Annotated in this window: 8 protein-coding genes; 3 read left to right on the top strand and 5 right to left on the bottom strand. The window is 51.9% G+C overall.

Going from position 1 to position 14,502, the window contains the following annotated elements:
- Nucleotides 1–302 precede the first annotated feature (302 nt).
- The 5 genes from ABGT73_RS12730 to ABGT73_RS12710 form a co-directional block, all read right to left on the bottom strand.
- Nucleotides 303–1,793: a hypothetical protein gene (locus ABGT73_RS12730; protein ID WP_346670038.1), complete on the bottom strand. Its 1,491-nt coding sequence runs from the start codon at nucleotides 1,791–1,793 to the stop codon at nucleotides 303–305.
- Nucleotides 1,794–2,125: 332 nt separating this feature from the next.
- Nucleotides 2,126–4,153 (bottom strand): hypothetical protein, encoded by a 2,028-nt coding sequence (locus tag ABGT73_RS12725; protein ID WP_346670037.1) that lies wholly within the window; start codon nucleotides 4,151–4,153, stop codon nucleotides 2,126–2,128.
- A complete protein-coding gene (locus ABGT73_RS12720; RefSeq protein WP_346670036.1) occupies nucleotides 4,153–7,620 on the bottom strand; it encodes a hypothetical protein in 3,468 nt (1,155 codons plus the stop codon). The genes ABGT73_RS12725 and ABGT73_RS12720 overlap by 1 nt, the downstream gene beginning before the upstream one ends.
- A 114-nt stretch (nucleotides 7,621–7,734) precedes the next feature.
- Entirely contained in the window at nucleotides 7,735–8,730 is a 996-nt protein-coding gene (locus tag ABGT73_RS12715) for a WYL domain-containing protein (protein WP_346670035.1), read from the bottom strand.
- Nucleotides 8,731–8,954: 224 nt separating this feature from the next.
- Nucleotides 8,955–9,236, bottom strand: coding sequence for a hypothetical protein (locus ABGT73_RS12710; protein ID WP_346670034.1), 282 nt, complete (start codon nucleotides 9,234–9,236; stop codon nucleotides 8,955–8,957).
- 162 nt (nucleotides 9,237–9,398) lie between these two features.
- On the opposite strand from ABGT73_RS12710, the gene ABGT73_RS12705 reads away from it, so the two are divergent.
- The 3 genes from ABGT73_RS12705 (at nucleotide 9,399) to ABGT73_RS12695 (ending at nucleotide 14,496) form a co-directional block, all read left to right on the top strand.
- On the top strand, nucleotides 9,399–10,127 hold the full coding sequence (locus ABGT73_RS12705) for a hypothetical protein (protein WP_346670033.1): 729 nt from the start codon (nucleotides 9,399–9,401) through the stop codon (nucleotides 10,125–10,127).
- Between the two features lie 60 nt (nucleotides 10,128–10,187).
- Complete coding sequence (locus tag ABGT73_RS12700) at nucleotides 10,188–10,952, top strand: hypothetical protein (protein ID WP_346670032.1); 765 nt, start codon at nucleotides 10,188–10,190, stop codon at nucleotides 10,950–10,952.
- A gap of 529 nt (nucleotides 10,953–11,481) precedes the next feature.
- On the top strand, nucleotides 11,482–14,496 hold the full coding sequence (locus ABGT73_RS12695; RefSeq protein WP_346670031.1) for a DUF4268 domain-containing protein: 3,015 nt from the start codon (nucleotides 11,482–11,484) through the stop codon (nucleotides 14,494–14,496).
- The last annotated feature ends 6 nt before the right edge of the window (nucleotides 14,497–14,502 follow it).

The following is a 14,502-nucleotide window of genomic DNA, read 5'->3' as shown; positions in this document are numbered from 1 at the left end:
ATGTGCTTTTCCGTTAGAAGCACTGTTCTTCAAAATGAATTCATCCTTTCTTTTTATATGATCAAAAAAGAAACTGCGTTTTTCGCGTGAAGATAAAATCGAGTATATTATACCGCTTTTTCTCACTCTGCAGCAAGAAACAAAAACTCCTCCGTGCCGGCAAGCACCCGAAAGGGCCGGCCAAACGAACGAAGGAGCAGGATGAGGCGTTTGCAAAAGAGCTGGGAAGGATATGGCATTACGCATTAGGGATGTTCTCCATATCCTTGATGATAAGGAATGAACAAACGTGCATTTTGAAATTATTTTGTTCCCGTATTGATTTTTTCAAGAGGTGGATGGATATGTTGCAAAATATCTACAACGGGTTGGACCTTTCTGGATTTAGCCATCTCCAGAATTTCTTTCTTATCATAGAATTCAATTTTATACTTCTTCGTTTCCCGGGAAGCCTTATTTAATTTATCCCGCGCATCGACTGTGAACCCCCCAAGTGACCAGAGTTGAAAGGTCGTGTTTTCATATTGAGGGTATTTCATCCTCAACCATTCCCGAATTCGCCCAATGTTTTCTGATAACCAATGATCTACGAATTTAATATCTACAGTAGAGTTCATTGCTTTACATTCCACAATATAAATCCGTCCGTCGCGGATGGCAAAAACGTCGATCTCGTTTTTCTTTCTGGTTTCGGGATTTTGGATTTTTTTCCGTATCTCTAAAATCTGACACCCAATACAATGATAGTAGTAGCCAACTACCAATTCAAACATATCGCCGATCATATCGTTATATCGACCATCAGCCCTTGTGATCTCTGAAAATAATGCTTTGAGTTCCTCCGGGTTTTTGGACACTATGGCGCTGGCATTGGTGAAAATCCGGACAACTTCTCCCAATAGCGTAGTATATTTCTTATCGAATATATTTTCTATGATGCCAACGATAACTTTATTTTCTTTTAGCAATTGTAATGTTTCTTGCTCCAAATGGCCAACCAAGAAAACGGGTAGAAAAGCAGGAAGATTTTTAAACGAGCGAATAGTAGCAAGCTTGTCTAAATAGAAGGCAGCATCTTCCGGGGTCGCATTTTGTCCAAAGAAAATATCAGCAATGACAAACCCTGGCTTTTCGCCAGAATACTTGTATAAAGGGGTAACATAGGACGGCGCAGTTAGCCCCCACTGGAAATGGGCAAACTCTGCATGATCTGGCAGCATCTTTGCCGTTTGATATCCAATAAGATTGATGTTGGCGGCCCACTTAGAAAAATCATGGGCAATCTGTTTTTTCACCGCTTCAAGTCCAACGGCGCGATTAAAATTTGCAGGGTGCGTGCCCATTGCCCAGTCACTCAGTTTCCAATATGTTTCACTATACTCTTCTATGATATGGCAGGTTTGCAAATCCGCAATTACACGGCTATGTAATTTATGCCGTTTCAAATTTTCGGTGGGAGCTGATACCAGGGCGGGAAGAATATTCTTGGACACATATCCATTTTGAGAATAGAACGCGCAAATATAGATCCAGTTTATATGGGAGCTGGATCGGATAGCTGACAGCAAGTTTTCGTGGTAAATTGGCGTTTCATATTGTTCTTCCAGGTATAAAAATTTTTGCCTGTTTTCAAAAGAGAGAGCGGATATTTTCCGAACGGGTACTTTTGCCCGCGATAAGATCTGACGTGCAGCACTGTTGGAAAGACTGTATTCTTTTTCCAGCAAATGTGCAGCCTTTCCGGAAAGCATCGGTCCATATTTTTCTAAAAGCTCTATAATCTTTTGTGTCATAACTTCGTTGCCTCCCTATTCCATGTCACACGGCACTATTTATAATATATAAAATTAAGCAAGAAGTACTTTTTTTGAGAATCAAAAATTTAACGAAACAGTGATTGTTTTTTCTTTTGAAGACGCTTTTTGGAATCTGCTGATTTTCAACATTGTCACACGGTATATTTTTAGTATAGCCTTTCATGGAATCAGTTACAACATTAAACTGTTACCTTTCACCTTGAAAATGGATACGGAAAACACAAACAAATAAACTAAGTATACCAAAAGAAGGGGCGCATACCGGAGAAGCTGTTCTCTGATATGCGTCCTTCCTTTTGATGTACGCTTTATACGGGTTTCCATTCCCGCAGATATTTGAAGGGAAACGGCAGAACCGTCCAGGCGCCGGCGCGTACAAATTCCACTTCCATCAGGGGCAGGTAGCGTTCAAAATGCGGCGTTCCACTAGTAGAAGTGACCTTGCGAATACGGCAGGCATGGGGTAATGAATGCTGTAAAGATTTAGGAAGTCGCCCACCATAGTAGTACTGGGCGTTTCCCTGGGTAAACTGGCGGATTCCCAGCGCGCCGCCCATCAATTCTTCCAGCACATCCTTCCCTTTGATTCCGCTGCCTATACGCACCCCCGTGCGGGCATAGATTTCCTTGTTGACATACTTTCCCAGCGAGGTTTTAAGTTTCAGACAGGCACGCAACTGCCGGCGGGGGGCCTGGGGCGCCAATTCGGCCAAATCGCTGCAAAGGATTTCCAGGTTCTGACGGTCTTTCTCCTCGGCGTCTGTCACAAGGCTCTGTACCACAGACAACAACGGGGCAACATTCAGCCATTCCTCGTCCCGGGTGGAAGCGAGCAGCTCATTCAGATGATCCGCCTGCGGCAAGGTGAACCGCTCGGTCTGGCGGATGATATGGATGTCATCCGGGTTTTCATAGACAATCCCATCCACATCGGAATCCCGATTGCCAAATTTGTTATGAAAGGCAGCCGCAATTTTTTCTTGTTCAGCATCCTCCCACAACATCTGATCCTGCCACCGGCTGAACTGTAACCTGCCATCCGGGAATACCCGCAACCGGCGATAAGAAAGGAGCTTGTCCTTTCCGCTGGCGTCGTCGGGGATCACAAAGTTGACAGCTGCCTCATATCCCAGTGTCTCCCAGTCGTAGCAGGTGATCTGCCCGTGCAGGACATCCAGCTTGACCGCCATCTCCTGCAAGACCTTGCGCAGGGGGGCATCCTCCTTCGGCTTGGCCCCGGTGCGATCCAGACCGCTGAGCTGGAAATCTTCCACCGTCAGGTGTTGTACCGCGCAGTGCCGGGGTGCTTTTCGGTAAGGATCCCGTTCCGGACAGTCCGCATAGGTTTCCTTGTTGTGTACGATGCGGAACAAGGCCTCCCCGGGTTTGGGTGTTCCATCCTGAAGCGTAATCCCGCTGTATTGTTCCAGTTCCCGGTGCAGCAGAGCTGCCAGGGCGGCGGAAGCGGCATCGCCAACCGTATCTTCCAGGTAAAGGGGAACCTCCCGCAGCCGGGCCTTGATGTTTTCTGAGCGGGGATCCAGTTCCTTGTCCCCCAGACGCAGATCCTCCGGCAGGAACAAAACGTGTAAGATCAGATAGGGGGCCAGCAGCTCCTTTACATCCTGCAGAAACCGATGCAGCACGCCCACCCGGCAACGCTGGAAATCTTCCCAGGAACCGAATTCCAGAAAAGAAACGGTGTGTTTATGGGCGGGGTCCAGGCTGCCGATCACAAACCGGGGAGAGGTCCTGTCCGGGTCTTCCTGCACCAGGCGGCGCAGGAACCCGCTTTTTGTGTCAAACAGATATTGCGCCTCGGCTGGTGCACCTCGTTTGCGTTCCGCCTGGCAAAAGGTCACCACCGAAAGTTTCACGCAGCGGTCCCATGTCAGCTGAATGCGTAGTGTCCAAAAACTGCGGGGAACTTCGCCCCGTCCCTGACGCCATGCGGCCTGTTGGTAGTACAGTTTGCCGGTGAGGTTGTGGTACATCCGTCCGTCGGCCCCCAATGCCGGCATGGCGTTACACAGGAGCTGGGCCAGCAGATGGTCTTTCAGTTCGGTGGAGGAAATCTCCCGCAGAGAAATATCCTCCGATTCGCTTTCCAGTACCTTTTTCAGATTTTTATAGTCCAGATTTTGGCGGGCGTACAGGATATAGCAGAGGGCACCGTATTCGTACACCACGGCCAGCGCGCGCGCCGCCTGCAAGGCCAGATCCGGGATCAGGCTGTGCTGGTAGTTCCCACTGTCCCGCTTGACTTCCAGAATCACGAATTTCTTTTCAATGGCGGCGCGGTCAAAGGTGATTTGCAGTTGGTTCGTAGGAATCATCACAGGTACCTCCCCAGATATTGCATCGCCTGCCGGTTTACCGTGCCGTCCGGCAGGAGCAACCCCGGAATTTCCACCAGCCGTTCGTCCCTGGTGCAGGATGGCTGGAATGTTGGTTCTGCAATCAGATTGATCAGAAAGGCCCGGTGGCCGCCCACACCATCCAGCTTGTCCAGTGTTTTACGGCGCACAGCGTCCTCGTACTGCCGGGTTCCGCTTTTCCAGTGTTTGAAATCGAACCAGAGCCCGTCCGGACCAGTAAAGTCAAACTGTTCAAAGCTGGCAGGGTCGTCAATCTCCTGCAATTCCAGACCCAGTTCTTTGCGCAGGATATAGGCGCCGGCCACTTCCCCCAGAGCACCTTTATAGATGTTCTGGAAAAGAACAGGACTCATCATGTAGGGCCCATCGCCAAAATCGGTGGCCCACCCCTGTTCCTCAAAATGCTCTTGTAAACCGGGATAGCGCAGCAGGATCGGCAAACGGGACTCCGCCAGACTCACCTCGGAGGGTTCACCGGAAAAGTGCTCTTTGCGTAAAACTGCTGCAAAAGCGGCCTTGTTGGCACTGGGGGCCAGCCGCACCTCGGAAAAATCCCCCTTCTGTGCGTAAAAATAGCCGGGTTGGGCAGGGGAGATGGGCAGATAGTAGCTGCGGATCACCGGATCGGTCCCGTGCAGTGTTTCATCAGCCCGGGGGTGGCAGAGCACCGTCTGGCGCAGCTGTTTCCACAGGGCGATACTTTCCGCTGTCCAGGAGGCACTGAGCATCCGCATCAGGTAGGCGTTGCCGCAGGTGGCGATCCGTTCCGCTTCCAGATGGCGCCGGTCGGCGGGATGGCCCGCTGCCTGTAGCGCACGTCCTGCACGGACCAGTGTCTCCATCTCTGGGGCGAGAAGCCGTCGATGCAGGCAGTCAAGGTCGAGATTCTGCAGCACCTGCGTTGTGGTAAAGAGGTACACAACCGGTTGCTTGAGAAAGGTGCGGCCCATCCGTCCCACGGCCTGGACGACATCACGGGTAACACGGCCGGAGAAGCTCGGGCATCGCTTCAGCTGTGCCTGGGCGGCCGCATCGATCTCCCGTTTTCCAGAAAAATGCCCGATACCATTTTTCAACAGCGTCTGCATGGTCCGGCGGGAGATTTCGTCATTCTGGTACAGGCACTCCATCTGGAAACAGTACCGCATCAGATCCGTGCCCTGCCAATGGTCGGCCTCCTGAAGATTGACCGTCACATGGGTAATATCGCCCAGGTACAGGGCGTCCACATCCTTGTGGGTCATACGGCTGTCGGATGGATCGGCATCTTCCTTCAGGCAAAGGAGATCGGTGCGCTTGTCCACGGGGTATTGCAGATTCTGCCCGGCACCGAGGGTCTGATAACTGGAGAAGATGAACCGCCGCTCTCCGGCCGCAAGGCCTTGCATCAGCGCGCCTTTGGCCTCGTCAAAATGTTCCCCGCTGCGCAGCACGACCAGCTTTCCCTGCTCTTCCGGCGCAAAAAGCACGCGCAGCGTCTCCAATGCATCGCGCAGCAATTTTTCGTCCAGATCCCGCTTGCCGGGGGCTGGCAGCAGTTGATTGAGGCAGAGAAACGCCCGGATCTCACGGTGCAGCCAGAACGCCTTTATGGCAGCGAACAGGTTGCAATAACGCTGGCTCTGGTATTCCGGAAGCCCCATCATGATAAAACGCTGCTCATACAGCCGCGCATCGGCTCCCGCCCCAAAGATCTCCTGCAACCGCTGCTGCCATGGCAAGGCTTGCCGGTCTACGATGGTCAGGTCGACCTGGACCCGGCCATCCCGGTACGGTGTCCAGAGGTTTTCCATTTCCCGGCGGATCTTTTCCTGGGTATCCGTGGACAGAACCTTGAACCGGTCTCCCAGCTGTTCTCTCAGATAGCGCAGATCGTAGTTCCCCAGCACGGTGGGCAGACCGCCGGTTGCTGACAGGCCCACGACCTTGGCACGGCGGCAGAGATACAAAAGAACTTTCTCGGGGGTGTTCTGCAACTGTAAATAGTTCAGGTGGGTCTGGGTGCGGTGACGGTCATCGTCGATAAATTCAAACAGCCGGAATCCCGTTTCGTAGAAGGAAAGATCCGGTGCCGTCAGGGTATGCGGCGTGCCGGTCCCCTCTTTCAGCTCGGCAGTCATCAGACGTATCTGCTCGGGGGTCAGGCGGTATTCCCGGAAGATGCTCTCCGCCGCGGCGGTCACTGGGTAGAGATCCTCTTCCCGGCGCTTGCCAGCATTGATCTGACGGGCGTATGCATCGGCCCAGCCGTAGACATAGCGCTGAAACCGCAGCAGAAACCCATGAATGTGCCGCAAGATCGTCTGCAGGACCAGCTTCGGTTCGTCTTTATGGGCCTGGTACTCCTCTGCGGTGTCGAAGTACACCTGCACCTGGGCCTGGTCATCATTGCGTACCGCGCGAATGTGGGTTCGTCCGGCATCCAGAACTGTCAGGTAGGAGATGTCATGGAACAAGAAGTTCCGTCCCTGCGCCAGGGCATCGCCCACGGTTTTCATACTGTATTTAAGGGCGCCGTCCTGATAGATCGCCTCAGCCTGATCCAGCAGATCCTGCCAGGTAGTGGTACGCCCGGCTTCGTATTTCTTTCGCAGAACCGTCAGTTCCCGGCTGGCTTGGTGCATACGAATGCCCTTGTATACCTGAACAAAAAGCTGCAGATAGTCGGCCCGCAGGTTCATGGATTGCTCGATCAGGCTATCCAGAATGTCAGTCCGGGTGGCATCAAATTCATCGAGACAGAGGATGCTCCCCTCCAGCATCCGGTCGGAAAGACAGTCAAAACTTGGCTCCACGATGGTTATGTTGCGGGCCATCAGCTTTTTGACCGAGAGCAACAGTACCTTGTATTCCGACCAGAAGACGGCCGGGTAGAAGGCAGCAATCCACTGGTATTCCTTCCGGCTGCGGATGGCGGCCCGCCGGGCCTGTGCTCCTTCGGGAAACTTCTTGCGCAGCCGGGATTCCAGTTCCCGGCGAAAGGCTGGTTCCAGATCGGTGCGGATGGAATCATACAAGCCTCTGGCCAATTCCACGGCGGCATCCCCGGTCTGGGCGCGATAGTGGCGATATTTCCGGCAGGCTGTTTCCAGCGCCAGGTAGGCGTCACTCTGGAAAGATGCCGGAACCTCATACTGCCCTATGGCATCCAGTACGGTATCCGCAGGGGAACGAAGCACCAGTACGTCTTTGGCAAACTGATCGCCGCGCCCGTCCTGCTCATAGGCTCGGCGCAGATCCTCCGCCGGCAGATTTTTCAAAAGGGTGGTCACAAACAACACTCGCTTGGAGCCACGTCCTTTCAGATAGGCATAGATTGCCTGTACGGCCTGATAGGTCTTACCGTAGCCGGTAGGGGCTTCCGCCAGCAGCAGCCCCGGACCGGCGTGATCGTTTCGAAAATAGTCGAGCAACTCACTTTGCATAAATTCTCCTTTACAAGGGTATCGAGATGGAATGCGGTTAGTATACTCCCAGTATAGCGAACCAGTTTTTTGTAAAATAAAAATCTACGCAAAAAAGCAGAAAAAAACTACCGCTCAATCGCGGTAGTAGGTATATAGGGTGTCAATCAACTGTCGCAGCCTGGCACGAACGGCAGGCGGTCCCAGAACCTCGATCTTTTCCGCCTGGCCCAACACCCATCGGGCAAATCCTACAGAAAGTTCGGCTTCCGCCGTAAAGCGGACCCAACCGCCCTTTTCCTCATCGGCTACCGGCCGGATATCGGTACCAAAGGTTTCAAAGGCAAAGTCCAGCAGCTCCCGTTGCAGCCGGAAGGTCACCCGCGCTTTTTCCTGGGCGGGGAACATATCAAACTGACCGTAATGCAGCGGAACGGCAGGTATTTTGCACCAGAAGGGAACCGATAGCGAGAGATTCTCCATGCGGTCCACCCGGTAGTTCCGCTGCTGTTGGCCCTCCGGGTGTGCCGGATTCAGCGCGATCAAATAGTAGTGCTCTTTTTCCCATACAACTTTCAGCGGCAGAATTTTGTGGTATTGTTTCAGCGGTTTCTGTCGTCCGTCCAGATCAAATCTGCAATAGGTAAAATCAAGACAGCGGTGGCTGTCCAGTGCCTGGTAAAGTACCTGCAGGGTCTGGGGCAGCTTCTCGTTTTGCATAAGACAAATTCTGGTCTGTACCCGCTGCTGGAGTTGACGTACTTCCTGATCGGAAAGATAGCCCTCCAGTTGAGAGATCAGGACGCTCTTCTGCCGGGGACTCAGAAAACGGCTGATGGATATCGAGTCAAATACCATCCGGGCTTCGTTCAATCCAAAGTTCGGGTGGTAGGCCTTATAGCGGCGTTGGTTATGCGCCCCGGCCGACGATTCCACCCGCACCGCCAGGGCTCCCTCTTCACTAAGTACTTGCAGCACCGAAAGAGCCTCACGCACCCGTTGTTCTGAACACCGCTCTTCGGGATGAAGCAAGAGCAATTTGTCATGAATCTGATGCAAGGTCAGCGCTTTGTGGGCATTTGTTTCCTGCTGCAGAATACTAAGAATGTGAATTAATCTTGCAGCGCTCATGGCAACATCCTCCAGACAGCAATAGCTTTAGAACAGTGGGGCGATCTATTTGAAATGGAATGTATTCCGGCTTTATTATAAAACAGGCGCTTGACTCAAACAAGGTGAAGCGTTCAGATACCATAGTACATTCTGATACAAATTGATATCAGTTTGTATCAAGGAAAAGAGATATTTCTATGGGAGCTGCTTTGATGAAGATGAACAATGTGGCAAACTGTATCCTACTGCTTTTTCTTCTGGATAAAGAAACTGATGCTGTTGATCAAAATGGAAGCCACGGTTCCGATCCAACACAGGGTAACACCAGTGGGCGTCACATCCATCAGCGCAGACCAATCCTCTCTTGCAACATACTGTGCATCCAGCTGGTAAAAGGCGCAGACCGTGAGGGCTGTCAGGGAAACGCTGATAAAGCGGAGAACCTCCGCATTTTTACCGTTCATTCCCAAAATCACCGTGCCAATCGCGGTCACGATGGCCAGAATACCCAGTACAAGAAACATATAGTTACGCCTCCTCTGAAAATGCGAGTTCGCCGGTGTCTCATTCTGATTTGATTGTAGCATAAAGCCGCGCGGATCAAAAGCAATATCCAGATACCCGCCATCGCCCGGGGCATTTTGTGTTATACTGTTCTTACAAGAGACAGAAAGGGGGACGGCAGGATGGCAGTGGAAAACGGGGAGTGGATCATGCGGGGGCCGGCTTGGGAAGATCCGGCCTGTATCCACAGCTGGCAGAAACTGGTGGACTGGATCGACGAGGTGGGATTCCTACCCCTGTTCCGCAACGGTATCGACGGCTTTTCGGCGGAGGAGCGCACCTGTCCCACCGACTGGTGGAGCGGCGATGCCGCCCGTGACCCCTGGGAGTGGCGGCAGCTGATTGCCCGCAGCGGCCGGGTGGCCTACGGCAAATTCTTCGGCAAGAAAGCGGGCTTCATCTCCAAAGCCTGGTTCCCGGATTTTGCCAACTGGCGGCGGGACGGCTACGACTTTGACAGCCGGTGGGACGATGGCCTTGCCACCGCCCGCCAGAAGAAGATCATGGACCAGTTCGCCGATACAGACGCACTGCTCTCCTATGAACTGAAACAGCGGGCCGGATTCGGCAAGGGTGGAGAGAAGAACTTCGAGGGCACCGTGACCGACCTGCAGATGAGCAGCTATCTGATCATCCGGGAGTTCCGGCAAAAGCTCAACAAAAAAGGCCAGCCCTACGGCTGGCCCCGGGCAGAGTATACGACGCCGGAAGCGCTCTGGGGTGCGGCGTGCATCGCGGCAGCCTACGCCATCGACCCGGCCCAGTCCCGGGCAAAGGTGTTCCGCCAGATCCAGGCCCATTTTCCCGCCGCCACCGAAGAGAGACTGCGGGCGGTGCTGGGCGGGCGCTGAAGAAAAGAAGCGAGGAAAATATAGTAAGAATAAAAATAGGCGAAGGAGCTGTAAACGGGCATGAGCTTTTTTGATGATTTGAATGCAGTATCCGAAGTGAAAAAAATAAAGGCTGGCGGAGTTGGTAAACTTTCTATAAGCCAAGTTGCAAATTTAACCGTTAATTTGCCGGATGCTAAGCGTAACTTAGATCAAAGGCAATACAAAGAGATACAAGATGCTTTTAATAAATTTCGAAAATGTAAAACAAAATATCCGATGGATGCCCAAGAATATGTTTCCTGTTGTAAAAAAATAATCCTTATGCTTGATAAAATTGCACCGTATGAAAAATACTGCGGGGGAAATGAAATTGAATTTTCTTTCATGATGCAGGATTTTCGTGCGAGTGAAGAAAATAAAAAGGATATAAAAGGACACATACAAGAGTTCCTGGAGACGATTGTAGATAAATATGGAAGTCAGACGGATGCAGAAAACTATATACAATACATAATCAATGGGGCAAATGATCGGGCAGCCATTGAGCTGACGTATGATAAAGCAAAAATGTTTCAGGGTATTTTAATAGTAAACCAGCTGCACGGAGCAGATATTGCATTGTTATATTTTGAGTGGCTTGTGCAATATTGGATCATGCATGACACATCTTCTTTGGAAAAAATCGAGAATCTAAGAGATGTCGTGTCTTTTTTGTCCGGTGTGTTGGTAGCAAATAAGTTGGTTGACAGTAAAGGGAGTGATGCTATTCGAAATAAGTATTGTGATATTCTCAACCAGCTGGAAAATAAAAGGTTATCTGCAGAGAGAAATCAAGGAATTTGAAATACTAATTTTGCGTACTGTCGTACTTTTGCTATTCCAAAAATCACCGCAGGGAACAGCACCCCGCCGTTTTGCGATTCCCCGCAGAAACCGGTGGATGGTCGATGCCGCCGACGTGGTGGTGGCTTGTGTGCTTCACGATTGGGGCGGAGCCGCCGCAACCCTGCGGTACGCCAGGCAAAAAGGGAAACGGATTATTTCCTATGAACAGCCGCAGTTTCATCCTCAAATCACAGAAAAATAAATGGCAGTTATCCTCAAAATGAGGACAACTGCCATCTTTTTTATCCGATTTATTGGGCCAATCGGGAAAAGTATTGTTTCAACTTCTCCTCACAGATCTTTTCCATTTCCGCCTTCTCATCAGCGGTATAGTATACCAGATTCAAAGTACCATGGTTGGGATTTCTCCATGTTTTTGAAAAAAATAGACAGGAATGCCTGATAGAGCCTTACGTTCCTCTAGAACAGATTCTTCCTATATGTTATAGTATCAATAATGAGTTAAGAATCTGGAAGGATGTTTGGCATGAAAGGTTCCGAGACATATCTGCTTCCCTTTTTGGAAGGGGCGCAGAAGTACTTTATCATTCCGGTCTACCAGCGTAAATACGATTGGAAAATCGACAACTGCCGGCAGCTCTATGAAGATCTCAAACGGATGCTGCGGGAAAACCGTCCCTCCCACTTTTTCGGCAGCATCGTTTCCGCAGTAGAGGGCAATGGAGGCAAGATCGAATACCATGTGATCGACGGCCAGCAACGTCTTACAACAGTGACGCTCCTGCTGTTGGCCATGCGCAATCTGGTGGCCAAAGGGGTTCTCACCTCTTCCCGGCAGAACCTGAGTCAGGAGATCGAACAGCGATTTCTGATCTCTCCCTGGGCGCCCGAGGAAGATCGAATCCGTTTGAAGCCTGTCAAAGGAGACCGGGAAGCTTTCCGGAAATTGTTCGGTGCAGAGGAAGATTTTGTTCCGACTTCCAATCTGACACACAATTACGAATTCTTCCGGGACATACTACTACGTCAAGAAATCTCGGTGGATGAGCTTTTTGATGCGATTGGCCGTTTGCAGGTCATCAGCATCACGCTGGAATCCGGCGACAATGCCCAGCTGATCTTTGAAAGCCTGAACTCCACCGGGCTGGCGCTCTCCGAAGGGGACAAGATCCGCAACTATATCCTGATGGGACAATCGCCCAGAATGCAGGATTACCTGTATGAGACCTACTGGACAAAGATCGAAAGCTGTACGTCCCACGAAGTCAGCGCCTTTGTACGGGATTATCTGAGCATCAAACAGCAGGTCACCCCAACGATCAACACCGTATACCGCGCATTCAAAGGGTATGCAGCGGAAACCGGGCAGGACGTAGAATCCTTCCTCAAAGATATGCTGGACTATGCCCGCCTGTATGAGAGGCTGCTCACCTGCAAAAGCGGGCTGAACAATCAAAAGCTGGATGATTGCCTCTATCGGATGAAGCGGCTGGAGATCGCGGTCACACGGCCTTTCCTCATGGAAGTACTGCGCCTGAACCAGGACGGAAAGCTGACCACCGACGAGGTGCTCCGCGTTTTCCTCATGACGGAAAACTATCTGTTCCGCCGCAACATCTGCGAGGTTCCCACCAACGCACTGAACAAGATTTTCCTGAATCTGAACCGGGAAATCCTCCGCTATGACGGTACCGCTAACCAATATCTGGACAAGATGGCCTACGCCCTTCTTTCCAAGCGGGACAGCGGCCGTTTCCCCGACGATGAAGAATTCAGCGCTGCGCTTTCCAGCAAACAGGTCTACCTGATGCGCGGCAAATACAAGGCCTATCTGTTTGAACGCTTTGAAAACTATGGCACCGTCGAGGTGAAGGATGTTTTCCGAAGTCTGGACAACAACACCTACACCATCGAGCACATCATGCCGCAGCATCTGACGCCGGAATGGATCCGGGACCTGGGACCGAATTACGAAAAGATCCATGCGGAGTGGAAGCATCGGTTGGCCAACCTGACCTTGAGCGGCTATAACCCGAACCTGAGCAACAACACCTTTGCAGAAAAGCGGGATGCCATCCCCGGCGGATATCGGGACAGCGGTCTGCGGATGAACCAGCGGTTGGCCAATGAAACCTGCTGGGGCGTGGCGGAACTGCAGAAACGCAGTGACGAGATGGTGAAACGTGCCAGCGAGATCTGGGCCTATCCCACAACTTCCTTCCAGCCGGTGCAGCGGCCGATGGAATCCTGCACGTTGGATGACGAGGACGTAGATCTGACAGGGCGGGATATCCAGAAGTACAGCTATCTCGGTGCGGAGCAGCCTGCCACCAGCTGGACCGAGATGTTTGAAAACATGGTCCGATTCCTCCACCGAGAGGACAGGTCAGTTCTGTACGGTCTGGCGGACAGCGGCAGCACGGCGGAGCTTTCCCACTATGTTTCTGCCAAACCGGAAGAATTGCGCAGTGCCCTGCAGATAGACGAACACCTGTATCTGGAAAAGAACACCAGCACCGCCGCCAAGCTCAGTATTTTGCGCCGGTTGTTCCCCCTTTACCAGGCAGATGCCGGCAATCTGGTCTTTTTCCTGCGGGACGCTGAGAGCGATAAGGCCACTCAGAGCACCCGCTTGCAGACCCGCCTGGCGTACTGGACCCAGGCGTTGCCGACCATCCAGCAGCAGAACCTGCGTTGGGGCATTTTCAGCAATGTGAGGCCGGCAACGGCCAATGCCATTTCCGGGTATTTTGGAATCCGCGGCTTCCACATTAGCTGTATTGCCAACTACGACAGCGCCAAGGTTTTGTTCTGGCTTGGCGATAGCGACGCTGCCAAAAACAAGGAAGCCTTTGACCGGCTGCTGGAACACAAAGCAGAGATTGAACAGCAGTTGGGCTGTGCGTTGGAATGGGATCGCTCTGACGACAGCAAGGCGTCCTCCATCGGATATACGCTGCCGGGGGTCAGCATCAGCCAGGAAAAGGATTGGCCCGTCATGGCCAAGTTCCATGCCCAATGGAGTGAACGAATCTGCAGCGCCTTGCTGCCCTACCTCGAAGATATGCTGACGGTTAGCATTCATCGCATGAATGTGGCCGGCCTGCTGAGAGAATGGTGTCTGACCCATGAAGAGGTCCAGCTGCATCTCGACCGCTCCATCTCTCTGTATACGAGATTCACCACCAAAACAATGAGCCAGATTCTGCCCGATCTGGAGAACGCTCCCAGCGGCTGGGGAACCCCCAACCATTACTTCTATGAGATCGTGAACCGCGACGGAAAAGAAGTGACGATTCAGCTTTCGCTCAGTTCCCGCAATATGTCCCCGGAACTTCTTTCCCAATGTGAGCGCATTGACCAGTTCTATCCTTCCCACCATAAACGGGAAGATTGGCAATGGCGGATGCCTTTCAAGACGAAGCCTGTATCGGTCTGCGAGCCGATAGACCGTACCCTGTTGTTCAAGGCCCTGGATGAACGGCTGCAGGAAATCCTGGCCTTTGAACAAGACCTGAAAGCAAAACTGCAGATGAACTGAAAAGAA

It is taken from the genome of uncultured Subdoligranulum sp. (genome assembly GCF_963931595.1).
In the GTDB taxonomy this organism is placed as follows: Bacteria; Bacillota; Clostridia; order Oscillospirales; family Ruminococcaceae; genus Gemmiger.
The sequence above is the reverse complement of the archived record's forward strand: the minus strand, read 5'-3'. Positions and strand labels throughout refer to the sequence as shown.

Excerpts from the sequence above, each read along its gene's own strand:
- ABGT73_RS12725 (WP_346670037.1), bottom strand. The coding sequence starts at position 4,153 with ATGATTCCTACGAACCAACTGCAAATCACCTTTGACCGCGCCGCCATT.
- ABGT73_RS12700 (WP_346670032.1), top strand. The coding sequence starts at position 10,188 with ATGAGCTTTTTTGATGATTTGAATGCAGTATCCGAAGTGAAAAAAATA.
- ABGT73_RS12705 (WP_346670033.1), top strand. The coding sequence starts at position 9,399 with ATGGCAGTGGAAAACGGGGAGTGGATCATGCGGGGGCCGGCTTGGGAA.
- ABGT73_RS12695 (WP_346670031.1), top strand. The coding sequence starts at position 11,482 with ATGAAAGGTTCCGAGACATATCTGCTTCCCTTTTTGGAAGGGGCGCAG.
- ABGT73_RS12715 (WP_346670035.1), bottom strand. The coding sequence starts at position 8,730 with ATGAGCGCTGCAAGATTAATTCACATTCTTAGTATTCTGCAGCAGGAA.
- ABGT73_RS12730 (WP_346670038.1), bottom strand. The coding sequence starts at position 1,793 with ATGACACAAAAGATTATAGAGCTTTTAGAAAAATATGGACCGATGCTT.
- ABGT73_RS12710 (WP_346670034.1), bottom strand. The coding sequence starts at position 9,236 with ATGTTTCTTGTACTGGGTATTCTGGCCATCGTGACCGCGATTGGCACG.
- ABGT73_RS12720 (WP_346670036.1), bottom strand. The coding sequence starts at position 7,620 with ATGCAAAGTGAGTTGCTCGACTATTTTCGAAACGATCACGCCGGTCCG.